This window comes from Sagittula marina, from assembly GCF_014196795.1.
GTDB classification, from domain to species: domain Bacteria; phylum Pseudomonadota; class Alphaproteobacteria; order Rhodobacterales; family Rhodobacteraceae; genus Sagittula; species Sagittula marina.
The window spans coordinates 1-19,741 of the sequence record NZ_JACIEJ010000010.1 but is presented as its reverse complement, the minus strand read 5'-3'; the positions used below and the strand labels follow the sequence as shown (position 1 = coordinate 19,741).

Below are 19,741 nucleotides of genomic sequence, written 5' to 3'. Positions count from 1 at the left end.
TCCAAACTGGGTTGCGAAAAATCTCCTATCTTGCTGGAAAGCAACGAGAACGGATGTCCTTTCATCCACGTTGGAAAGCAGACTGCTTCGGGTTTGGCTCTCGGGGTTGCTTATCCTACCCAAGCATCGGGGTGCAGAGAGTCGGTCATCAGGAGCAAGCCTCTGCGCAGTTCGTCGCGCGAGATGGAGCCGCCCAGGCAGACGCGGACATGCTCGTCAGGCTTCCCCAGGACAGTGAACGCATCGGAGGGCATGATGCCGATTTTCCGTCCTGTCAGTCGGCCCATCAGGTTCGCGCGTCCCGCCCCCTCTGGCAGTCGTAGCCAGACGTTGAAGGCGTTCGGCGCCGATTGATACTCCAGTCCAGACAGCAGCTCGGTTGCGATCTCTTGTCGCGCTGCACTTTCGGCACGGACATAGTTGACGATTTCATCAGCGGTGCCTTCCTCGATCCAGCGGGTCGCGAGCGCGGTGGAGATCGGCGAAGCCATGACGGCCGTGCTTCGCAAGGCGTGCCCCAGGCTGAGAGCGCAGCGGCTGGATGGTGCCGTGGCGTAGGCGAGCCGTAAACCGCCTCCAAGGCACTTCGACAACCCTCCGATATACCAGGTGAGGTCCGGAGCATGAGTGGCGAGGGCCGCAGGCGCATCGGCGGGAACGAACCCGTAGGCGTCATCCTCGATTACGTGGAGCCCGTGCGCATTTACCACCTCCGCGACCTGCCTTCTGCGCTGCGGCGGAACGGTCAGGGTGGTCGGGTTGTGCAGGGTGGGGGTGAGATAGAGAGCTCTTGGATTGTGCTCCTGGATGGTGCGGTCGAGCGCGCCGGGGTCGATCCCCTCTTTGTCCATGGGCAAGCCCTGGAGGTTCAGGCGCAGCCGCGCCGCGATAGCGCGCAAGCCGGGATAGGAAACGGCCTCGCACAGGATCGTGTCTCCGGGATCGGCCAGAATGGTGAGGATCGCAAGGATGGTCGCATGGGCCCCGGGCGTGATCGCCACGCACTCAGCACTCGGGCTCAGTCCCCGCTTGCCGAGCCAGCTCATGGCTGCGCTTTTGTCTCGATCGCTTCCCGTGGAAGACTGGTAGCGAAGCAAAGGCGTCAGGTTGTCACCAACATACTCTAGGCCTTCCCGCATACGCCGCTGGAGGCGCTCGTCGCGCAGCTCCGGCGGCATGTTCATCGTGAGATCCTCGTCCCCAGTTCGTTCCGGATCAGGCCCGGAGGCGCGAGCCCGCTGCGCCGCTATGAACGTCCCTCTCCCGACATGGCTTTCTACCAAGCCGCGTTTCTGGGCCTCCGAATAGCCACGGGAGACGGTCGTGAAATCCAGCCCCAAGAGTTCCGCGAGCTTTCTCTGCGGCGGCAGACGATCCCCCGCATGTAGAACGCCCCTCTCCAGATCCCGCAGGATGGCGTCAGCGATCGCGACATAGCGTGGGCTTCCGTTTTGCGAGATCTCGGGACACCAGTCGTTCATAGCCACCACTCCATGCGTTTCCGGACATATAGGGTCATCCCTCAGGATATTGAAGGTATGATTGTATGCATTTACCTTCAAAGAGCGCCGCATAAATGCGCATAATGTCGCATACAAATGGTGCAACATGTGCCTTCAAAAGCCGATCAATGATACCTATATTCGAGCTGTTATAATTCGAGTCGAGAGGGATGAAATGACCACTGCCGAAATACGCGAGACGAAGCCGGCCATCCTGCGTGGCCTGCGCCATCGCTGCCCCGCTTGTGGCGAAGGTCAGCTTTTTGCGCGCTATCTCAAGGTGAAAGACACCTGCTCAGAATGCGGTGAGGAGTTGTATCATCATCGCGCAGACGACGGTCCGGCCTACCTGACCATCCTGATCGTCGGGCACGTGATGGGTTTCGCCCTCCATGGCCTCTTCGGCTACTTGCGGGATGATCCCCTGATTCTGGCGCTTGTGCTCTGCACGATCGCGACTGTGCTCGCGCTGGCGTTGCTGCCCAGGATGAAAGGGCTGGTGGTCGGCTACCAGTGGGCGAAAGAAATGCATGGCTTCAGCAAGCCGCGCGCGCGACTGCCAGAGGCCTCGGAGGCATAGAGCCCTTTTCTCTGGGCCAGTATAGCCCCCCAAGAAGGGGTGCGGCGCAGAGGGCCCCTCCCCGCATCTGATCCGCGACCGGGGTCGGATTCCAGTCGATTGTGGTCTCGGTAGGCGGAAGGCCAGATGCAGACATCCGCTCCCGCACCTTGGCCTCTGGGACACGGTGGTTCCATCGCCAGATGATCTCGCCCAGATATTGCTGGAGGGGCTTCCGGCCCAGACGGTGATAAACACCAATCAGCGCACGCTGGACGGCCGCATTCAAGACCTCGACGGTATCGATCCAGACCAGGGCAGACGGAGATCCAGCGCAGAGGACGTGAACTCAGACTGCCGCAGTGTGAACACAACCGGTCATCAACTCAACGATCAAATGTCTCGGATGGAAGACCCCCGCAGAGGTCTTCCAAGAAAAGATGATGGAGGAGTTTGGCCGCTACCCCTACCCTCGCAGGTAACAGGCGCCGCGCTACAAGGAGCGCGCGCACCCAAGTGGGACATTTCTACGCTGCTTAACCATCAAGACCTCTGAATGTGTTTACAGGTTGTCGGTTGCGACGCTCCGGTAAACACAAAGAGTTCCCTCAGATCAGGCGATACTGCGCTGCCTTGTTGCGCAAGAACGGCAGGCCCTTGGACATGACTTCGTCTTGGTCCTTCGCGACAGGACGCCAGACCGCAAGGCCGAAGCCCACCTCGGGTGGCATGTTGATGAAGCTCTCCATCGCGAGCCCTCCCTTGAAGTCGATGGCCTTCAGCGTGGCAAATATTTCGTCCCAGTCGCAGCATCCCTCGCCCGGCGTGCCCCGGTCGCTTTCGCTCAGGTGGATGTACTTCAGGTAGTCGCGACAATCGAGGATGCCGTTGGCCGCGCCTTTTTCCTCAATGTTCATATGGTAGGTATCGAGGTGCACGAAGATGTTGTCCGAGCCCACGCGCTCGATCATCTCACGCGCCTGCCAGCCGGTGTTGATCAAGTGGTTCTCGTAACGGTTTACCGGCTCGATCCCGAAGAGCAGGCCGACCTCCTTCGCATAGCGCGACGCGGCGTCCAGCACCTTGGCGATGTTGTCATATTCCCCCTCGGTGGGCGAGGTGCCGGTGCGCTGGCCGATGCCGCCGAAGGTCACGCCCGACAGAGCCTCGGCGCCGCAGGCCTTTGTCTTGTCGATCGAGAGTTTCAGATAGTCGATCGCACCTTCAGGGTTCACCGAGGCCCAGTACTGTTCCGGCAGCCCCAGGGAGCAAACGGCCCGCAGATTGTTGCGCTCGAGCAGACCGGCGGTGTGCGCGGTGTCGATTTCGGAGGGGCGCAGCATAGGGATCTCGATGAAGTCGACACCGTAATGCGTGGCACCCTGTACGGCGCGCTCTGCGCCCTCATGGTCCCAGTTCATCGTCCACATGCTGGTGTGTACGCCAAAGCCTTCCATCTTATTTATCCTTTCCAGAAATTAGTCCGATGTATCGTTGAATTTGTCCTGACCGCAGCACCATTACGCCGATCAGGAAGAGGCCCCAGACCGCGGTCGCCAGGTGTTGGTTGGCTCCCACGAGGTTCAGGCCAGAGGACAGCACTTGCAGAATGACCAACGCGATGATGACCGGCATGACGCGCCCGTGGCCGCCGAAGGGGTCGATCCCGCCGAGGAAACAGGCCAGAACAGTGATCAGAAGCATTGCTTCGCCATGGCCAACCCTGACGGAGTTGAAACGCGCGGCCATCAGGATGCCTGCAATGGCGCAGAGCACACCGGACAGGGTGTAGATGAGCACCAATGTCCGCTTGGCGTTCAGCCCCGCGTATTCCGCAGCCTTCAGGTTGGAGCCGGTCATGTAGACCGAGAAACCGTGCGGTGTGCGGCGCAGCAGGACATGCCAGCCGAAGGCGATCACCGCGAAGAGGATCAGCGGGACGGGCACGCTCCACAGGCTGCCGTGTCCCAGCACGCGCATGTAGTCGGGGAAGCCCGAGATGTCGCCGCCACGGGTCAGGAACTCGCCCAGGCCGCGCAGAAAGATCATCATCGCCAGCGACACGAGGATCGGGTGCGCGCCGACATAAGCGACAACGGCCCCCATCGCCGCGCCTGCAATGGCACCGACGAACAACGCCAGGACGCAGCCAAGGACGAAGGCGCCGATGCCTGCCTCGGCCCCGCCAAACTGCATGATCGTCCAGGCCAGAGCCAGACCGCTGATGTTCGCAGTGTATACGATGGCGAGGTTCAGGCCGCCCGACACGATGGGGGCCAGCATGGCCAGCGTCAGCAGGCCCAGAAGTGGCATCTGAAAGCCCATCGACCCGAGGTTGGCCCCCGTCAGAAAGCGCGGTGAGGCGATGGAAAACACCACTACAAGCAGCGCCAGCATGGCCAGCAGGGAGAGGTTTTCGCCCATCGGGCCGGTGGCCTTGAGGCCCTTGAATGCGGGCTGGCGCTTGGTCTCGCTCATCATGACCGTGCCTCCTTGCTGCGGAAGAATTGGCTGAGGTCGATGTTCGAGGTCGAGATCGCCACGAGGATCGCCGCACCGATGATCATCTGGAACGCGAAGGGCGAGACCCCCAGCAGGTTCAGCCCGTTCTGGGTGATCGCCACGAACATCACGCCGAGGATGCATCCCAGGATCGTGCCCTTGCCGCCGCCAAGGCGTGCGCCTCCCAGCACCACTGCCGCCAGCACGTCCAGTTCACGACCGTAAAGCGCGTTGGGCACGACCTCCTTGACGATGTTCACCTGCATCAGTCCTGCGATCCCGGCCATCAGGCCCATCCAGCCGAAGGCCACGCCTTGCATCACGGCGATGTTGACCCCTGCCCTGCGCGCGCCCTCGGGGTTGTCGCCGAATGCATAGAGCTGGCGGCCGATATTGGTTCGGCGGATCAGTACCCAGGTTGCCACCACGCAACCGACCATCACCGCGACCGAAAGCGTGAGCTCGGACCAGATGCCTTGGGCGTTCTCGTGCTCGAAGATGAAGATCCGCGCCGTCCACCAGTCCGGCAGGTTGTAGATGTTTCGCCCGCCGCTGAAGAACATCAGGAGACCAAAGAAGGCGTTAAACGTGGCAATTGTTACCACGATGGAGATGATGCGGAAGCCATGGATGAGCCACGCGTTCAGCAGCCCCAGAAGGATGCCGAGCGAGCCGCAGAACAAAAATCCCAGCAGCCAGTTGCCGCCGCCGATGCCGATCAGCATCTTGGCCGCGACATATTGCACGACCGAGGACGCCACCGCGAAGGAGATGTCGATCCCCCCGGCGACCAACACGACCAGCAGGCCCACGGCCCAGATCAGGTTCACGGCGCTGTTGTTGAGCAGCGATGTGGCGTTGGGCAGTGTCGCGAATTGCGGTGCCGAAATGGAAAGCACCACGCAAAGCACCGCGAGGACCACCGCCAGCCGTGTTTCGATGGTATAGGACCGCAAGGTATCACGCATAGATCCGCTCCTCGAGTTGGGGCACCGAGATGGTGCGCGGGTCATAGTTCTGTACGATCCGGCCATCGGCCATGTGCAGGATGCGGTCCGAATTGTGCATGACCTCTGTGACTTCGTCGGAGATCAGCAGGATGGCGAGACCCTCCTCTGCCAGTTCCCGGACGATGCGAAAGATGCCTGCCCGCGCCCCTACGTCGACGCCCACTGTGGGGCTGTCGAGGATCAGCAGGCGCGGCTTTGTCGCCAGCCACTTGGCCAGAACGACCTTCTGCTGATTGCCCCCCGACAGCGTCGATATCGCATCCGAAGGCTGGCCGATCTTCACCCCGAGTTCACGGATCCAGTGCCGGACCAGCTCGGCCTTGCGTGTGTCGGAGATCAGCCCGGTGGCTGCGGTCAGTTTGCCGAGGACGGAAATGACGGTGTTGTCCTCGATGGATTGTTTCTGCAACAGGCCAAGCGCGAGCCGATCCTCGGACACGTAGGCCAATCCTTTGCGAATGGCGTGGCGGATGGAGCCGGGGTGGTAGTCCGCGCCGTTCAGAAGCATTGTCCCTGCGTCAGCCTTGCGCATGCCCATCATGACGTGCGCCAGCTCCGTGCGCCCTGCCCCGATCAGACCCGTGAGACCCAGGACCTCGCCGGCCTTGATGGTCAGGGAAACATCTTCGAATTCGCCGTGACGGCTGAGGCCCCTTGTCTCGAAGACCACGGGCGCGTCAGGCAGGTCGCGGGCGGCGACATCATTCTCGATATGGTGGCCGGTCATAAGCTCGCCGAGCCGCGCCTGCGTCATGCCGTCCGTCGGGTAGACGCCCACGAGGTTGCCGTCGCGCACGACGGTCACGCGCTCCGCGATCTCGAGCACCTCGGCCAGTCGGTGCGAGACGAAGACGATGGCCACACCATCGGCAGACAGCTTGCGCACGATGTCGAGCAGACGGTCGGTCTCGGACTGGGTCAGCGAGGCCGTTGGCTCGTCCATGAAGATCAGTTTGGCGTCGTTCATCAACGCGCGTGCAATCGCCACCACCTGACGCTGCGCGATCGGAAGGTCGTTCAAGGGTGCGCTCAGCGCTATCCGGACGCCGAGACGGTCGAGCACCTCGCCTGCCCGTGTAATCATCTCGCGGTAGCGCACTGACCTGGGGCGCAGTCCGACGAGATCGTCGAAGGCAATGTTCTCCGCCACGGACATGTGCGGAAATAGCGCAAGGTCCTGCCAGATGACCGAGACGCCCTTCTCGCGCGCCTGCACCGGGTTAATGCGTTCGATCTTTTCACCGAACAGCTCGATCAGCTCGGCGCTTTCGGGTTGGTGCACGCCGGTTACGGTCTTGATCAGCGTGGACTTGCCGCAGCCGTTCTCTCCGGCCAAGCAATGCACCTCGCCCGCGCGCACCTCGAAATCGACCTCGTTCAACGCCTGCACGCCGCCGAAAGCCTTCGAGACCTTGTGCAGACGCAGCGCGAACCGTTCTGCCGGGGCAGTCGTCATGGTTCACCTATGGGAATGGGGGATCTGGGGCGGGCGGGGGTGGGCCCCGCCCGCCGCGAGGCGTGGTCTTACAGGCCCTTCTCGGCCAGCTCGTCCACGGTGCTTTCGTTGATTTCCAGAAGGTTGTCCGTGATGATGTCGCGGTTTTCGACATCCGGTTCGATCACGCCGAGCCCGGGAATGTCCATGCCGGCCTCGAGGGTGGTGCCCTCTGCCAGCATGTCGCCGAGCGTAACGAAAACCTCTCCGGCCTGTGCCGGGTTCCACATGTAACCGCCGGTCAGCACGCCCGAGTGGATCATCTTGCGGCCCTGCCCCGGCGAGAACGGACCCATGACCTGAATCTCGCCGACCTTGCGGCGCTCCTCTACGGCGCGGCCTGCACCGATGGGCCCCTGCGAGCCGAAGGCCAGAAAGCCCTTGAGATCCGGGTTCGCCGCGATCAGGTCCAGTGCGGTGGAGCGGCTGTCGTCCACGTTTTCGGCCACGCCGTACCGGTCGCCGACGATCTCGATATCCGGACGGTTTTCCTCCATCCAGGCGATCGCCGCATCAGCCCAAGCATTGTGCAGCGGCACGGTGAGCGAGCCGACGTAGACCGCGTACTTGCCGCCTTCGGGCGTCTTTTCGGACAACAACTTGGCATGCGCCTCGCCGAAACCCTCGGCGGATGCCAGTTCGAAGTTCCAGTCGACGTTCTCCAGCCCCGGCCCCTCGTGCGAGATGACCACGATACCTGCATCGCGGGCCTTCTTCAGCACTGGCTCCAGCGCGGCCTCGTCGTTCGGCACGACACCGATCACGTCAACGCCCTTGGCGATCAGATCCTCGATGGCCTGCACCTGCAGCGCCGGATCCGCCGACACCGGGCCGATCATCTCGGCGCTGACGCCAAGCTCCTCGGCGCGGCGTTCGATGCCGTCCTCCATGGCGTTGAACCACGGAATGCCGCCGATCTTCACCACGATACCCATCGTGGTTTCCGCGGCTGCGGATGTGGAAAGTCCAACGGTCAACGCCAGCGCGCTGACCAGTCCGGTCAAAGTCTTCATGGTTTCCTCCCTTGGCACGAAGCCGCGCCGACAATGCACAATCGGTTGCGCATCACTCTCTTAAAAAACCACGTTACCCTTTTTCAGGCTTCGTGGTTTCAACCTCTCGATGATGCACAATCGATGTTGCATAACAAACGATTTTTAGACCACTGTGTCAACACGGCTTAGCTGTTTCTTTCATCACCCTTTGGATCGCGGTAACCAAGCTTATGACAAAGCTGCAAAAAGAGACGATCTACGACATTGCGCAAAGGGCCGGGGCCTCGGCGTCGACCGTCAGCGCGGCGTTGAACGGGTCGTGGAAGAAGCGCCGGATCGCCAAGTCGACCGCCGAACGCATCATCGCAATCGCCGCCGAGCAGGGCTATTCCGCGAATCTGCAAGCAAGGGCTTTGCGCACCTCCCGCTCTGGCCTCGTCGCGCTGCTCATCCCGGAATACAACCGCTTCTTCTCCAATATCGCGCAGACTTTCTCCGCCGAGGTCCGCGCCCGCAACCAATGCCCCGTCATCATCTCCACCGCGCGTATCCCCGAGGAAGAGCGCAAGACCGTCTCCGACCTCGCGGCCTGGAGCATTGACGCGATTTTCTTCGTCGGCTCGGTCGCGCCCGAGGATCTCAGCCGCCATTGTGCGGAGGCCGAAATCCCGCATGTCTTCATCGACCAGCCCTGTGACATCGCACCCTCTGTCGTGACCGACAACCGGACCGGGGCAAACGTCCTTACACGCGAAATCCTGTTGTCCATGGTCCGGCTCGGCGGTGTCGGCGACACCCCCCGCGAGACGATCTATTTTCTTGGCGGCGACCGCACCCTCCCGTCAACCCGCAACCGTGTCGCGGGCTTTTCCGAAGCGCTCTACGCTCATGTCGGCCGCGTAGATCCCGAACAGATCATCGCCGAGACCTACGATCTCGACGTGGCCACGCGGTCGATCAAGGCGCTTTACGAGCGGCTCGGCGGTCTGCCGCGCGGGCTTTTCATTAACTCGGATTCGGTGTTCGAAGGGGCGCTACGGTTTCTCGCGACCCTTCCCGAGGAAGAGCTCCGCGCCTGCGCCTTCGGCTGCTTTGATTACGAACCCTTTGGTCAACTCCTGCGTTTTCCGGTGCATATGATGCGACAACGCCATCGTATGCTCGTCGAACGCGCCTTCGCGCTGCTCGGCTCGGAGAACGCGCCAATCCTCGAACAGGTTAATCCCGAACTCTACCGCGCAACATTGCGTTAATTTCTCTGGGTAACATTCAACACCCTTTTAGGCTGCGCGAGGCCGCATGCACCCGTTGCAGAGGTTCCCTCCGGGTGCGGTAGTTTTGGCTTGAAGCGGTCATGAGAGCTGCGGCAGACCTAATGTGCACCTCGACGGACCAGAATGACGCTCCCGACCGAGTCTGTGTGGAAACTCTTGGTTTGGGTATGCTGGCCTTCAGTACGTGGAGGTGGTGATGTCGGGGTATATAGAGGGCGCGGATCGGGATCAGGTCAGTCTGTTTCCGGATCGGATGGAGGATTGGATCGTCGAGGATCATCCGGTTCGTGTGATTGATGTCTTCGTCGATGTCGGAGCCGGGACCGCCGGTCACGACAATCATATGGTCCCCATGTGACCTTCTCAAATTTTAAAATAGGGGGAATGCACAGGCTGCCCAGACGTCGTCTGGGTCCACCCCTTGCTCAAGGAAGCTTGTCTGCGGGGCGCAGTCATTAAAATGGGTGCGAACCGACCATCCGCTGCTGCTGGCCTAAACGACTGAAGCGCGGGACAAAACCGATCTTCGTCCATCGACTACCCTACGCGTTGGACGGAAGCCGTCTTCTCTGGCACTCTTCACAAGCACTTGCTGAGTTGATCACTCAAAGCCTATCCGGACGTAGCTGCGGTTCGGCAGCTGGTCAGGAATTCCGGGAGCGCCCCGGCCCTGCGCACCAAGGCGGGGGCCCGGTAGTTCCCCACAACACTTCGCCTCCTTCCGGGGCCAAGTGTCCGAATGCGAGACAGTTGGCGCCACTATTTCCATCGGACCGAAGCGACCTCAACCAAGACGCGCACGCCGATCGCACTGCGGACATTGTGAGTCCGGTCCAAGGCTTCCCCTCACCTACCGAATGGTTAATGGTTGGCAATACAATCAAGAGGGACCAGCGCATGACTACAATCGTCGATTTCTTAAACACCATATTATGGGGATATGTCCTCGTATACGGGCTGCTGGCCGTGGGGATCTATTTCACCTGGCGAACGGGCTTCCTGCAATTCCGGCACTTCGCCGAGTTCTTTCGCGTCGTAAAGTCATCGCGCGACACATCCGCCGCGGGCATTTCTCCGTTTCAGGCCCTGACGATCTCCCTGGCAAGCAGGGTAGGCACGGGCAATCTCGCCGGGGTTGCCGTGGCGATCTACCTTGGCGGGCCAGGTGCCGTGTTCTGGATGTGGATGGTCGCCCTCGTGGGTATGGCGACGGCCTACGCCGAATCCACGCTGGCGCAGCTTTACAAGGTGCGAAACGCGGATGCGCAATATCGCGGCGGTCCGGCCTTCTACATGGCGCGGGGCATCGGGTCGAACGCCATGGGTTACGTCTTTTCGGTCTGCCTCATCATCAGCTTCGGACTGATCTTCTCGGCGGTTCAGGCGAACTCGATCTCCGTCGCCATGGAAGAGGCGTTCTCGATCCCCAAACTTGTCACCGGACTTGTTATCGGCGGCCTCGCCGGCATCGTGATTTTCGGTGGCATCAAATCCATAGCACGGGTTGCTGAAAAAGTCGTTCCGGGCATGGCGGGGCTTTATATTCTCGTGGCGCTGGTCATCGTGCTTATCAACATCGCCGAAGTGCCCGCCATGCTGGCCCTGATCGTCAAGTCGGCCTTCGGATTCGAAGCGGCGGCGGGCGGCTTCACGGGTGGGTTCATGGCGGCCCTACTCAACGGTGTGAAACGCGGCCTGTTCTCCAACGAGGCCGGCATGGGCTCCGCCCCCAACATCGCGGCCGTCGCGGTCCCCGATCCGCACCACCCGTCCAGCCAGGGGCTTGTGCAGGGACTTGGCGTCTTTATCGATACCCTGGTCATCTGCACGGCCACGGCTCTGATGATCCTGCTGTCGGGCGTGGTCGACTATTCCGAAGGCGCCCCCACCGGCATGGCGCTGACACAGATCGCGCTGGAGCAGCATATCGGGGCGTTCGGTCCGATCTTCGTCGGGGTCGCGATCCTATTCTTTGCCTTCACCTCGATCATCGGAAATTATTCCTACGCAGAGAGCGCGATGGAATTCCTCGGGTTGGGCAAGCGTATCCCGCTTCTGGTGCTGAAGGTGCTGGTGGTCGCGATGGTGATTTGGGGGTCCTTGCAGGCGGTCACGACCGTGTTCAATTTCGCCGATGCGTCCATGGCGCTGATGGCGACGGTGAACCTGGTTGCAATTCTGATCCTGTCCAAGACCGTTGCGAAACTCACGCGGGACTATTTCGCGCAACGTCGCGCCGGGAAAGAGCCTATCTTCAAGGTCTCTGAATACCCCGAACTTGGCGACGGGGTGGATCGGTCAATCTGGAACAGTGACGTCGAGCGCGAGACGAAGGCCGCCAACCCCGAGTGAAACTTGCGAGGCAAGGGTCGCCACCCTTGCCTCCTGCCTTGATCGCTTGTCTGGGCTCACAGGCTCGCGCACTCTATCGGAGATTTCACCTGACTTCATTCAGTAATATGAAGGTGCATGGCGGCGGCCACCGCGAATGCATTGCGGATGCGCGGATCCCCGGTGTGGCCCGCAGTGCCGGACGAGACCGAACCGCGCCGAGTTTGCCGGAGGCTGATTTGTCTTGGTTACGCGGCCACGTCTGATCTTTCCAGAGCTGCATAGAAGTTCGCCTCGGCGTCGGCTGGCGGGATATTCCCACCAGGCTCCTGCAGGCGGCGGTTGTTGAACCAATCGACCCATTTCAAGGTTGCGTATTCGACCGCTTCAAAGCTGCGCCATGGGACATGCCGGTAAATAACCTCGGCCTTGAACAGGCCGTTGACCATTTCGGCCATCGCGTTGTCATACGAGTCCTCGACACTACCGACAGACGGTGCAATCTTTGCCTCAGTCAACCGCTCAGTGTACTTGATGGAAGGATATTGGGCGGATTCAACCGGTCGTCGCAGCACCCCATTTTAGGAGGTGTAGATGAAGAAAACAGGTAGACGAAAATCCGAACGTTCGATACGGGGCAAATTAAATTCTCTAGGAAGGCCGCCAGTCTGGCAACGTGAAAATCTTTGCCGGTTCTGGGGGGCGTGGCCGCAGCTCATTCCAGTGAATTGTCAGCCTTTGAAGCGGGTGTTTCCGGTCCTGTCGGAATCCGGTGGGTTACGAGTTCTGGCGGATTGCCCCCGACACACCTTGCACCATCAGCGACGTCATTGATGAGCGAGAAGAGATTGCTTTGCAATGTGCGCGGGGGACAGGTATCCGCGCTATCGCACGCAAGCTGTCGCGGTCACCCAGCATGGTATCGCGAGAGATCAGGCGCAATTTCGCGATACTATCGCAGGGACAATCATGAGGCTTCCTGCAGATTTTCGTCGATCCTTAACTTGGGATCAGGCTGCGGAGATGGCCCAACATGCGTAGCTCCAAATCGACACGGGTCTGGAAAACTATTTTTGCGACCCTCAAAGCCCTTGGCAGCGCGGGAGTGACGAAAACACCAATGGCTTGCTGCGGCAATACTTTCCCGAAGGCACGGATCTCAGCCGACACGGTGTCAATGAGCTGAGCGCAGTCGGACATGCGTTGAACATAAGACCCCGCAAAACCCTCGGATAGCGCACATTTGCAGAGGCTCTCGACCGACTGCTCGAACAGGATTTAATCGAAAGTGTTGCGACGACCGGTTGAATCCGCCTTGCGATCCGCGGTCTGAGTGATGCACCAGTTGGTCTTGCGCTGGCCTACGTTGATGACTTGCCTGTTCCAAAGCATCAAGAACAAAGCCTGCATTGGCTGTGCGGCTTGCGCGCAGCCAACAATGCGCCGTGCAAAAACGTCAATGAAAAAAGCCACATAGACAAAACTCTGCCACGTGGCGGCATAGGTGAAGTCGCTGAGCCACAGCACGTTAGGTGAAGGTGCGTGGAATTGCCGTTCCACCCTATCCAGTGGACAAGATAACGCTTTGTCAGGAAACGTCATTCGAGGCTTCTTGCCCCGAATGACGCCTTCAATACCGATGTCTTTCATCAGGCGGCCGACCGTGCATCGCGCGGCATTCTTCGTCGGTGAAGGTCCGCAGTGCGCACGGAGTGGTAATTCGTGCAGTTGCATCTAGGTGTTCAGTCCCGACATTTGGAGGATCGGATCGATGATGAATCTATCGGGCTCTGATGTCCAGATTCTGCAGATGTATTCGTAGGGCGTGAGCCTGTTGAGGGTCTTGAGCCTGCGTGCGAAGTTGTAGGCAGCCATGAAGTCTGGACCTGTCACGGTTTGGTGCCGCTCCTTTGATAGCATAATGTGCAGCAAATGAGACGAACTATGGGCACGGGCAGAACGGATGAATTCCGCAAGAATGCAGTGCGAATTGCGCTGACCAGCGGTCTTTCGCGGCGTCAGGTTGCGGATGATTTGGGCGTTGGGCTTTCGACGCTGAACAAGTGGGTGACAGCGCACCGCGACACGGATGTGGTATCATCCGAGGACCGCGAATTGGCACAGGAGAACGAGCGGCTTCGGCGCGAGATCCGTATTCTCAAGGAAGAGAGGGACACTTTAAAAAACCGTTCCGGGCCGCTGCTCGCCTGTGCGCGGTATAAACAGCCTGTGCTATGCTGCGCCTGAAGGGCAGTTGCCGATGGCTTATTGGTGGGCTGGACCCCGTTAAAAAACGTGGCACATGGGCCGTTGCGCACTTGAGAGTGGTGACGCCGCCATCGTGGCGATCCCGGTTAGGAAGATGACGAACTAGCAAAGCCCACGCCCTTCGCCCCGAATGGAGGAGATGTCATGACGAAGCGCAAATCCGGTGACCACCCGGACCTGAAGATGGTCAATGCCAATGCAGCCTCGGTCGACATGGGCTCGACGATGCACATGGCGCTGTGAACCCTGACACCGATATCATGCCAGTGCGAGCCTTCGGGACATTTACCCAGGATCTGCACGATCTCGCCGTCTGGTTCCAATCGTGCGGTGTCACCAGCGTGGCCATGGAATCCACCGACGTTTACTGGATACCGGCCTTCGAGATCTTGGAGGCGCATGGGTCCGAGGTCATTCTGGTGAATGCGCGCTATGCCAAGAATGTGCCGGGTCGCAAAACCGATGTCAGCGATGCTGGATGGCTGCGCCAGTTGCATTCCTATGGCTTGGCTCACGTGGGAGCTTCCGCCCCGAAGCTGAGATGGCCACTCCGCGCGCCTATGTTCGCCAACGGGAACGGCTCACTGAGTATGCCGCTGCCCATATCCAGCACATGCGAGACAGGCACTGATGGAGATGAACCTCCAACTGCATCATGTCGTCTCTGACATCACTGGTGCGACCGGCATGCGGATCATCCGTGCCATTGTCGGCGGCGATCGCGATCCGGAGGTTCTTGCCGCGTTCCGGGATGTCCGCTGCAAATCCTCTGTGGATACGATCAAGGCTGCGCTGGTCGGCAATGACCGCGAGGAGCATGTTTTTGCCTTCACACAGTCGCTGGAGCTTTACGATTTCTACAAGGCACAGATCGAGACGTTCGATCATAGCCTGGAAGCAGCGGTTGCAGCCCTGACGGTCCGGGAGGACGATGATCTGGCCCCACTGTCCAAGGCGCGGATCAAAGGCAGCAGCACAATGCGCCGTCCTTCGACGTGCGGGCCGCACTCTACGGTGTGTTGGGCACAGACATAACGCAGATCCATGGCCTCGGACCATCGTTGGCCCTGAAGCTGGTGGCCGAATGCGGCACAGACCTGCGCGCCTGGAAGAGTGCCAAGCACTTCACGTCCTGGCTCTGTTCGGCTCTGGGCAATAAAATCTCCGGGGCAAGTTGCTATCCTCGCGGACACGTCGGTCCTTCAGTCGTGCGGCCGCTCTCTTGCGCTTGGCTGCCGTAACGATTGGCAAAAGCGACACGGCCTTGGGTGCGTTTTACCGGCGACTGTCATCGCGCATACGCAAGCAAAAGGCGGCAACGGCCACGGCGCGCAAGATCGCAGTCTTCTTCTACAACGCCATCCGCCATGGCATGGCCTATCAGGATCAGGGGGCCGCAGCCTGTGACGAACGACATAGGCAACGTGTGCTGTCAAACCTCCAGCGGCGCGCCAAAATATTGGCTTACGCATTGGCGCCCATTCCAGAGGCCATGGGTGTTTTTTAGGAAGCCACCCAGTTCTTCGCGAGCCAAAAGCCATGAGGTTCAGGTTCGTCCACTGCCCGGCAGTGCATGTTTACATGCACGAGAGGGGAAGCACAGCGCGGTGCCTTCCCGATCGACTGGCTGTGTCAGGTCATGAACGTCAGCCCGCGCGGGTTGCGGGCTTTCCGTAGCCGGCCTGCCAGCCGCAGGCAGCGCACGGATATGGTTGTGCTGGCGCATATCCACTGCCCGGCAGGGCATTGCGACGCAATGTCCCGAGAGGGGGCCTCGACATCCGGCAGGCACGAGATCCCATGCCGCTGCAGGCACCGGCGCAGCGCTAACCGGGTCAGGTGCGGGATTGAGGGCTGAAGGGCATGGAGACAGTCATCCAGCGGCAGCAATGTGTGGCGTCGAAACGCGACAATCATAGCTTCCCCCGCCTCGGTCAGAACGGTTGAGCGCGGCTCTCTCGGACCGGTCTTCAAATCCTTGACAGTCGCACGCCTCCGCCACTTCGCGACCATCTTGGGATTGATGCCCAGCTCTTGGCGCAGTTGCGCGAGCGAAGCTTGCGATCGCTGTATTGCTGCTCTGACGGCGTGCGTGCCCTCTCGGCAGATTTGCCACGCAAATCGCCTGCCGGGTCACTGTACGTGGCGCTCCCGCGACGAACTTGTCCCATAATGCTTCCTTCCAAGCTTGAGAAAGGATCACACCATCAAACCGTGGAATCAAACACCTAGGCCCATCTCTATTTCCAGAACACCCCGCCTGACAGGTTGTCCGAACGGCCGCTGCGGTTCCAAAATCAAAGGGGGCGCGAAGGTAGTCTTGTGGTACGGGCGGAAAAAACACTAGAGTTCTTAATATTAAAGACGAATTCCAAAAGGGAGAGCTTTCTATGAAACATCTGACACTTCTGGCAGGTATGGCCGTCGCTGCCACGCTGACGGCTGGGTCCGCCAGCGCGCAGGACATGTCCTTCTTCCGCATCGGTACCGGCGGCACCGCTGGCACCTATTACCCCATCGGCGGGCTGCTTGCGAACGCGATCTCCAGCCCTCCCGGATCACGCGCCTGCGATGAAGGCGGCTCCTGCGGCGTTCCAGGTCTGGTGGCCTCGGCGCTGTCGGCCAACGGCTCGGTCGCGAACATCAACGCGATTGCAGGCGGGAGCCTGGAGTCGGGCTTTTCGCAGTCCGACGTGGCGACTTGGGCTTATACCGGAACCGGCATCTGGGAAGGCAAGGAGCCGGTCGAAAGCCTGCGCGCCATCGCCAACCTCTATCCTGAGTCGATTCACCTGATCGCCCGTGCCGATGCCGGTATCGCTGGCGTCGCAGACCTGAAGGGCAAGCGCGTTTCGATGGACGAACCCGGATCGGGCACGCTGGTTGACGCCCGCATCATCCTTGATGGCTACGGCCTGACCGAAGACGACATCGAAGCCGAATTTCTCAAGCCCGATCAGGCGGCGGACCGGATGCGCGACGACGCCATGGACGCTTTCTTCTTCGTCGGTGGCTATCCGGCCGGCGCGATTGCCGAACTGGCCAGCCAGCATGACGTAACCGTCGTACCGATTTCCTGCGACGAAGCCCCGATGATCTGCGAGAACTTCGGTTACTTCTCGAACGATACGATCCCGGGCGGCACCTATGAAGGCGTGGCAGACGACACCGAGACCCTGTCGGTCGGCGCGCAGTGGATCACCTCGGCCGATCAACCCGAAGAGCTGATCTATGGCATCACCAAGGCATTGTGGAACGAGAACACCCGCAAGCAGCTGGACGCGGGCCATTCCAAGGGCAAGATGATCACCGCCGATACGGCGCTGGACGGTATCGGCATCCCGCTGCACCCGGGTGCCGAGCGTTTCTACAAGGAAGCCGGATTGCTGTCAGAGTAATCTGGCCTGCCCCAACCTGATACCAACCGGGGGGGCGTCGCCGTGCGCCCCCGACCGACCCCGCAGCAAGCGGACCTTACACGACCTTTCCCCTTATTTGTTTGCCTTTCACTGCCCTCAGCCAGTCCGGACGCCAGATGCCCCAAGACCGCCAGAAATCGCCGGAAGGCGAGGATATCCATACCCTCAGCGCTGAAGAGCTTCAGGCTCTGGAAGAGAAATTCGACCCCGAACTGCGGTTCAGGGTGCTGGCCTCGCCACTGGCGCTGGCTGCCAGCGCTCTGCTGTTCCTGCTGGCCTGCTATCATTTCTACACCGCCGGCTTCGGCATTCCGCAGGCGACCACGCACCGCGGCTTGCATTTGGGCGCCACGCTGGCACTGGTGTTCCTGAGCTTCTCGGCCTTTGGCAGCAAGGAGATATCCCCTTCGGTCACTGCGCCACTTGGCCTGCCGTTGTCCGATTGGGTCCTGATGATCGCAGGCGCGGTCGCCGCCTTCTATGTGCCTTGGATCTATGCCGACCTGGCGTTCCGCGTTGGCAACCCGCTGCCCATAGATGTGGCCATGGGAACTGTGCTGATCGTCGTTCTGCTGGAGGCGGTGCGCCGCTCCATGGGCTGGCCGTTGCCAGTGATCGCGATCATTTTCATCAGCTACGCCTATTTCGGACAGCACATGCCTGGCATCTTCGTCCACCCCGGCGCGAGCTGGTCCAACATCGTCAATCATCTCTACCTGACTTCGCAGGGGATCTACGGCACTGCTCTGGGCGTGATCGCGACCTATGTGTTCCACTTCGTGCTGTTCGGCGTTATGGCGACGCGCATCGGCTTGGGTCAATTGTTCATCGATATCGCCTCCGCGCTTGCAGGGCGCTATGCGGGCGGGCCGGCAAAGGTCTCGGTCGTATCCTCGGCGATGCTCGGGTCGATTTCGGGCTCGTCCATCGCCAACACGGTCACCACCGGGTCGCTGACCATTCCGGCAATGATCCGCATCGGCTATCCCCGCCACTTCGCCGCCGCGGTCGAGGCCGCCTCGTCGACCGGCGGGCAAATCACGCCGCCGGTGATGGGCGCCGTGGCTTTCCTGATGATCGAATACCTCGGCGTACCGCTGACCACCATTCTGACCGCCGCGCTGGTGCCAGCCTTCATGCACTTCTTCGGCGTGCTGGTCCAGGTACACTTGGAAGCCCGCCGCCTTGGCCTGCGCGGCCTGTCCGCCGAGGAGCTACCCAATGCTTGGAAAGTCTTCAAGGCCGGCTGGCTGTCGGTCTTGCCGCTGGTGATCCTGGTCGCCATCCTCCTGTCGGGTCGCACGCCGTTCTTCGCAGCCTTCTGGTCGATCTCGGCCTGTATCGCGGTGATGGGGATCCAGCAAGTCATGGCCTCGGGCCTGATGGGCGGGATCAAAGGCACCGTCCAAGGCGTCTGGGACGGTTTCATCCTTGGCGCGCGCCAGTCGCTGGCTGTGACCGCCGCCGCCGCGTTGGTCGGCGTGGTGATCGGCGTGGTGACGCTGACCGGGGTCGGGTTCAAGATCGCCTACATGGTCACTGGCGTCGCCGCAGACTGGGCCACGAACGTCTCCGGCTGGCTGGCTGTCCTGCCGTTCGAGATCATGGGAGTGCAAACGCTGACGCTTTTGTTCACGCTGATGCTGACGGCCGTCGTGTGCATCCTGATGGGCTGCGGCATCCCGACCACGGCGAACTATATCATCATGGTCGCCGTGGCCGCCCCGGTGCTGGGCTTGTTGCAGGTCGAGCCGCTGGTCGCGCATTTCTTCGTCTTCTACTACGGTGTGTTGGCGGATGTGACGCCGCCTGTCGCCATGGCCGCCTATGCCGGCGCCGGCATCGCCGGATCGAACGCCTTCAAGACCGGCAACACGGCCTTCCGCTTGAGCATGGGCAAGGCGCTTGTACCCTTTATCTTCGTGTTCCAGCCCGCGCTGCTGCTGGTCACTGAAGGCTTCACGTGGTCGGCCTTCGCGCTGGCCTTCGGGGGCGCAGTACTGGGCATCTGGGCGTTGTCGGCGGCGGTCACGAACTGGCTTTTCGCCCCGCTGCACTGGGTCGAACGTCTGGTTCTGACACTGGCGGCGGTGCTGCTGGTCGCGCCGGACCTGACGGCTACGGTGATCGGGGTGGTGCTGATCCTGCCGACGGCAATCCGCCAGCTGATCGGGAACAGGCAGGCGGCCTCCACCTGAATAATCGGCTCCTGGGGGCTCTCCGCCCCCCTGAAAAGAGAAAAGTTTGAAGCCGGCGTTTTCAGCGAAGTTTTCTCCGCAAGGAGAGGCGCGGTGCCAATGAAGCATAAGCTTGCACGATTTGGCGGTTTTCATGCACACCCCCTGTCAAGAGGCTCGGGGTGCCTCTCTGAAGGTTTCTTCTAGCA

Annotated in this window: 19 protein-coding genes and 7 pseudogenes; 15 read left to right on the top strand and 11 right to left on the bottom strand. The window is 60.8% G+C overall.

What is annotated here, in order from left to right; genetic code table 11:
• Window positions 1-110: 110 nt before the first annotated feature.
• The gene (locus GGQ68_RS17840; RefSeq protein WP_183968401.1) at window positions 111-1,481 is read right to left on the bottom strand and encodes an aminotransferase-like domain-containing protein; all 1,371 of its coding nucleotides are present in this window, start codon (window positions 1,479-1,481) and stop codon (window positions 111-113) included.
• Between the two features lie 61 nt (window positions 1,482-1,542).
• Here GGQ68_RS17840 and GGQ68_RS17835 point away from each other — a divergent pair, with 61 nt between their 5' ends.
• Complete coding sequence (locus GGQ68_RS17835; protein ID WP_343055986.1) at window positions 1,543-2,082, top strand: DUF983 domain-containing protein; 540 nt, start codon at window positions 1,543-1,545, stop codon at window positions 2,080-2,082.
• Here the strand turns inward: GGQ68_RS17835 and GGQ68_RS17830 are convergent.
• The gene (locus tag GGQ68_RS17830; protein ID WP_425502988.1) at window positions 2,039-2,368 is read right to left on the bottom strand and encodes a transposase; all 330 of its coding nucleotides are present in this window, start codon (window positions 2,366-2,368) and stop codon (window positions 2,039-2,041) included. The genes GGQ68_RS17835 and GGQ68_RS17830 overlap by 44 nt on opposite strands.
• Window positions 2,369-2,444: 76 nt before the next feature.
• Here GGQ68_RS17830 and GGQ68_RS24900 point away from each other — a divergent pair.
• Window positions 2,445-2,543, top strand: a pseudogene (locus GGQ68_RS24900) (integrase); the annotation flags it as partial.
• Window positions 2,544-2,669: 126 nt separating this feature from the next.
• Here the strand turns inward: GGQ68_RS24900 and GGQ68_RS17825 are convergent.
• The 5 genes from GGQ68_RS17825 to GGQ68_RS17805 all read right to left on the bottom strand — a co-directional run bounded on the left by GGQ68_RS17825 (window position 2,670) and on the right by GGQ68_RS17805 (window position 8,081).
• A complete protein-coding gene (locus GGQ68_RS17825) occupies window positions 2,670-3,518 on the bottom strand; it encodes a sugar phosphate isomerase/epimerase family protein (RefSeq protein WP_183968399.1) in 849 nt (282 codons plus the stop codon).
• 1 nt (window position 3,519) lies between these two features.
• A complete protein-coding gene (locus GGQ68_RS17820; protein ID WP_246429419.1) occupies window positions 3,520-4,542 on the bottom strand; it encodes an ABC transporter permease in 1,023 nt (340 codons plus the stop codon).
• A complete protein-coding gene (locus GGQ68_RS17815) occupies window positions 4,539-5,531 on the bottom strand; it encodes an ABC transporter permease (RefSeq protein ID WP_183968398.1) in 993 nt (330 codons plus the stop codon). Before GGQ68_RS17815 ends, GGQ68_RS17820 begins: the two co-directional genes overlap by 4 nt.
• A complete protein-coding gene (locus GGQ68_RS17810; RefSeq protein ID WP_183968396.1) occupies window positions 5,524-7,029 on the bottom strand; it encodes a sugar ABC transporter ATP-binding protein in 1,506 nt (501 codons plus the stop codon). The genes GGQ68_RS17815 and GGQ68_RS17810 overlap by 8 nt, the downstream gene beginning before the upstream one ends.
• Before the next feature lie 68 nt (window positions 7,030-7,097).
• A complete protein-coding gene (locus tag GGQ68_RS17805) occupies window positions 7,098-8,081 on the bottom strand; it encodes a substrate-binding domain-containing protein (protein ID WP_183968394.1) in 984 nt (327 codons plus the stop codon).
• A 212-nt stretch (window positions 8,082-8,293) separates the two neighbouring features.
• Here GGQ68_RS17805 and GGQ68_RS17800 point away from each other — a divergent pair, with 212 nt between their 5' ends.
• The 3 genes from GGQ68_RS17800 (at window position 8,294) to GGQ68_RS17790 (ending at window position 11,689) form a co-directional block, all read left to right on the top strand.
• The gene (locus GGQ68_RS17800) at window positions 8,294-9,316 is read left to right on the top strand and encodes a LacI family DNA-binding transcriptional regulator (RefSeq protein WP_183968392.1); all 1,023 of its coding nucleotides are present in this window, start codon (window positions 8,294-8,296) and stop codon (window positions 9,314-9,316) included.
• A gap of 217 nt (window positions 9,317-9,533) precedes the next feature.
• The gene (locus GGQ68_RS17795) at window positions 9,534-9,695 is read left to right on the top strand and encodes a hypothetical protein (RefSeq protein WP_183968760.1); all 162 of its coding nucleotides are present in this window, start codon (window positions 9,534-9,536) and stop codon (window positions 9,693-9,695) included.
• Window positions 9,696-10,234: 539 nt separating this feature from the next.
• Window positions 10,235-11,689: an alanine/glycine:cation symporter family protein gene (locus GGQ68_RS17790; RefSeq protein WP_183968390.1), complete on the top strand. Its 1,455-nt coding sequence runs from the start codon at window positions 10,235-10,237 to the stop codon at window positions 11,687-11,689.
• Between the two features lie 227 nt (window positions 11,690-11,916).
• On the opposite strand, the pseudogene GGQ68_RS17785 reads toward GGQ68_RS17790, so the two are convergent.
• Window positions 11,917-12,216 (bottom strand): annotated as a pseudogene (locus GGQ68_RS17785) (integrase core domain-containing protein); the annotation flags it as partial.
• A gap of 224 nt (window positions 12,217-12,440) precedes the next feature.
• On the opposite strand from GGQ68_RS17785, the gene GGQ68_RS24730 reads away from it, so the two are divergent.
• Both GGQ68_RS24730 and GGQ68_RS24395 read left to right on the top strand, forming a co-directional pair.
• Complete coding sequence (locus GGQ68_RS24730; protein ID WP_343055984.1) at window positions 12,441-12,641, top strand: helix-turn-helix domain-containing protein; 201 nt, start codon at window positions 12,441-12,443, stop codon at window positions 12,639-12,641.
• A pseudogene (locus GGQ68_RS24395) lies at window positions 12,614-12,976 on the top strand (IS30 family transposase); the annotation flags it as partial. The gene GGQ68_RS24730 and the pseudogene GGQ68_RS24395, both read left to right, overlap by 28 nt.
• Here GGQ68_RS24395 and GGQ68_RS17775 read toward each other — a convergent pair.
• On the bottom strand, window positions 12,947-13,402 hold the full coding sequence (locus GGQ68_RS17775) for a DDE-type integrase/transposase/recombinase (protein WP_343055983.1): 456 nt from the start codon (window positions 13,400-13,402) through the stop codon (window positions 12,947-12,949). The pseudogene GGQ68_RS24395 and the gene GGQ68_RS17775 sit on opposite strands and share 30 nt — an antisense overlap.
• Window positions 13,403-13,549, bottom strand: a pseudogene (locus GGQ68_RS17770) (IS481 family transposase); the annotation flags it as partial.
• 63 nt (window positions 13,550-13,612) lie between these two features.
• Between GGQ68_RS17770 and GGQ68_RS17765 the strand changes: the two are divergent.
• The 6 genes and pseudogenes from GGQ68_RS17765 to GGQ68_RS17755 form a co-directional block, all read left to right on the top strand.
• Window positions 13,613-13,873: pseudogene (locus GGQ68_RS17765) on the top strand (transposase); the annotation flags it as partial.
• A 323-nt stretch (window positions 13,874-14,196) separates the two neighbouring features.
• Window positions 14,197-14,604, top strand: a complete 408-nt coding sequence (locus tag GGQ68_RS24390) for an IS110 family transposase (protein ID WP_246429431.1) — start codon at window positions 14,197-14,199, stop codon at window positions 14,602-14,604.
• Complete coding sequence (locus GGQ68_RS24385) at window positions 14,567-14,971, top strand: hypothetical protein (RefSeq protein ID WP_246429418.1); 405 nt, start codon at window positions 14,567-14,569, stop codon at window positions 14,969-14,971. The genes GGQ68_RS24390 and GGQ68_RS24385 overlap by 38 nt, the downstream gene beginning before the upstream one ends.
• A complete protein-coding gene (locus GGQ68_RS24380) occupies window positions 14,932-15,177 on the top strand; it encodes a transposase (protein ID WP_343055982.1) in 246 nt (81 codons plus the stop codon). Before GGQ68_RS24385 ends, GGQ68_RS24380 begins: the two co-directional genes overlap by 40 nt.
• On the top strand, window positions 15,159-15,443 hold the full coding sequence (locus tag GGQ68_RS24375) for a hypothetical protein (RefSeq protein WP_246429416.1): 285 nt from the start codon (window positions 15,159-15,161) through the stop codon (window positions 15,441-15,443). The genes GGQ68_RS24380 and GGQ68_RS24375 overlap by 19 nt, the downstream gene beginning before the upstream one ends.
• Before the next feature lie 2 nt (window positions 15,444-15,445).
• Window positions 15,446-15,665: pseudogene (locus tag GGQ68_RS17755) on the top strand (hypothetical protein); the annotation flags it as partial.
• A gap of 44 nt (window positions 15,666-15,709) precedes the next feature.
• On the opposite strand, the pseudogene GGQ68_RS24370 reads toward GGQ68_RS17755, so the two are convergent.
• Window positions 15,710-16,045, bottom strand: a pseudogene (locus GGQ68_RS24370) (transposase family protein); the annotation flags it as partial.
• Between the two features lie 281 nt (window positions 16,046-16,326).
• Here GGQ68_RS24370 and GGQ68_RS17745 point away from each other — a divergent pair.
• Together GGQ68_RS17745 and GGQ68_RS17740 are read left to right on the top strand one after the other, a co-directional pair.
• Entirely contained in the window at window positions 16,327-17,334 is a 1,008-nt protein-coding gene (locus GGQ68_RS17745; RefSeq protein ID WP_183968388.1) for a TAXI family TRAP transporter solute-binding subunit, read from the top strand.
• A gap of 137 nt (window positions 17,335-17,471) precedes the next feature.
• On the top strand, window positions 17,472-19,553 hold the full coding sequence (locus GGQ68_RS17740; RefSeq protein ID WP_183968386.1) for a TRAP transporter permease: 2,082 nt from the start codon (window positions 17,472-17,474) through the stop codon (window positions 19,551-19,553).
• Window positions 19,554-19,741 lie beyond the last annotated feature (188 nt).

Excerpts from the sequence above, each read along its gene's own strand:
- GGQ68_RS17840 (WP_183968401.1), bottom strand. The coding sequence starts at position 1,481 with ATGAACGACTGGTGTCCCGAGATCTCGCAAAACGGAAGCCCACGCTAT.
- GGQ68_RS17825 (WP_183968399.1), bottom strand. The coding sequence starts at position 3,518 with ATGGAAGGCTTTGGCGTACACACCAGCATGTGGACGATGAACTGGGAC.
- GGQ68_RS17810 (WP_183968396.1), bottom strand. The coding sequence starts at position 7,029 with ATGACGACTGCCCCGGCAGAACGGTTCGCGCTGCGTCTGCACAAGGTC.
- GGQ68_RS24390 (WP_246429431.1), top strand. The coding sequence starts at position 14,197 with ATGCCAGTGCGAGCCTTCGGGACATTTACCCAGGATCTGCACGATCTC.
- GGQ68_RS17800 (WP_183968392.1), top strand. The coding sequence starts at position 8,294 with ATGACAAAGCTGCAAAAAGAGACGATCTACGACATTGCGCAAAGGGCC.
- GGQ68_RS17795 (WP_183968760.1), top strand. The coding sequence starts at position 9,534 with ATGTCGGGGTATATAGAGGGCGCGGATCGGGATCAGGTCAGTCTGTTT.
- GGQ68_RS17740 (WP_183968386.1), top strand. The coding sequence starts at position 17,472 with ATGCCCCAAGACCGCCAGAAATCGCCGGAAGGCGAGGATATCCATACC.
- GGQ68_RS17805 (WP_183968394.1), bottom strand. The coding sequence starts at position 8,081 with ATGAAGACTTTGACCGGACTGGTCAGCGCGCTGGCGTTGACCGTTGGA.
- GGQ68_RS17745 (WP_183968388.1), top strand. The coding sequence starts at position 16,327 with ATGAAACATCTGACACTTCTGGCAGGTATGGCCGTCGCTGCCACGCTG.
- GGQ68_RS17815 (WP_183968398.1), bottom strand. The coding sequence starts at position 5,531 with ATGCGTGATACCTTGCGGTCCTATACCATCGAAACACGGCTGGCGGTG.
- GGQ68_RS17820 (WP_246429419.1), bottom strand. The coding sequence starts at position 4,542 with ATGATGAGCGAGACCAAGCGCCAGCCCGCATTCAAGGGCCTCAAGGCC.
- GGQ68_RS17775 (WP_343055983.1), bottom strand. The coding sequence starts at position 13,402 with ATGCAACTGCACGAATTACCACTCCGTGCGCACTGCGGACCTTCACCG.
- GGQ68_RS24385 (WP_246429418.1), top strand. The coding sequence starts at position 14,567 with ATGGAGATGAACCTCCAACTGCATCATGTCGTCTCTGACATCACTGGT.
- GGQ68_RS17790 (WP_183968390.1), top strand. The coding sequence starts at position 10,235 with ATGACTACAATCGTCGATTTCTTAAACACCATATTATGGGGATATGTC.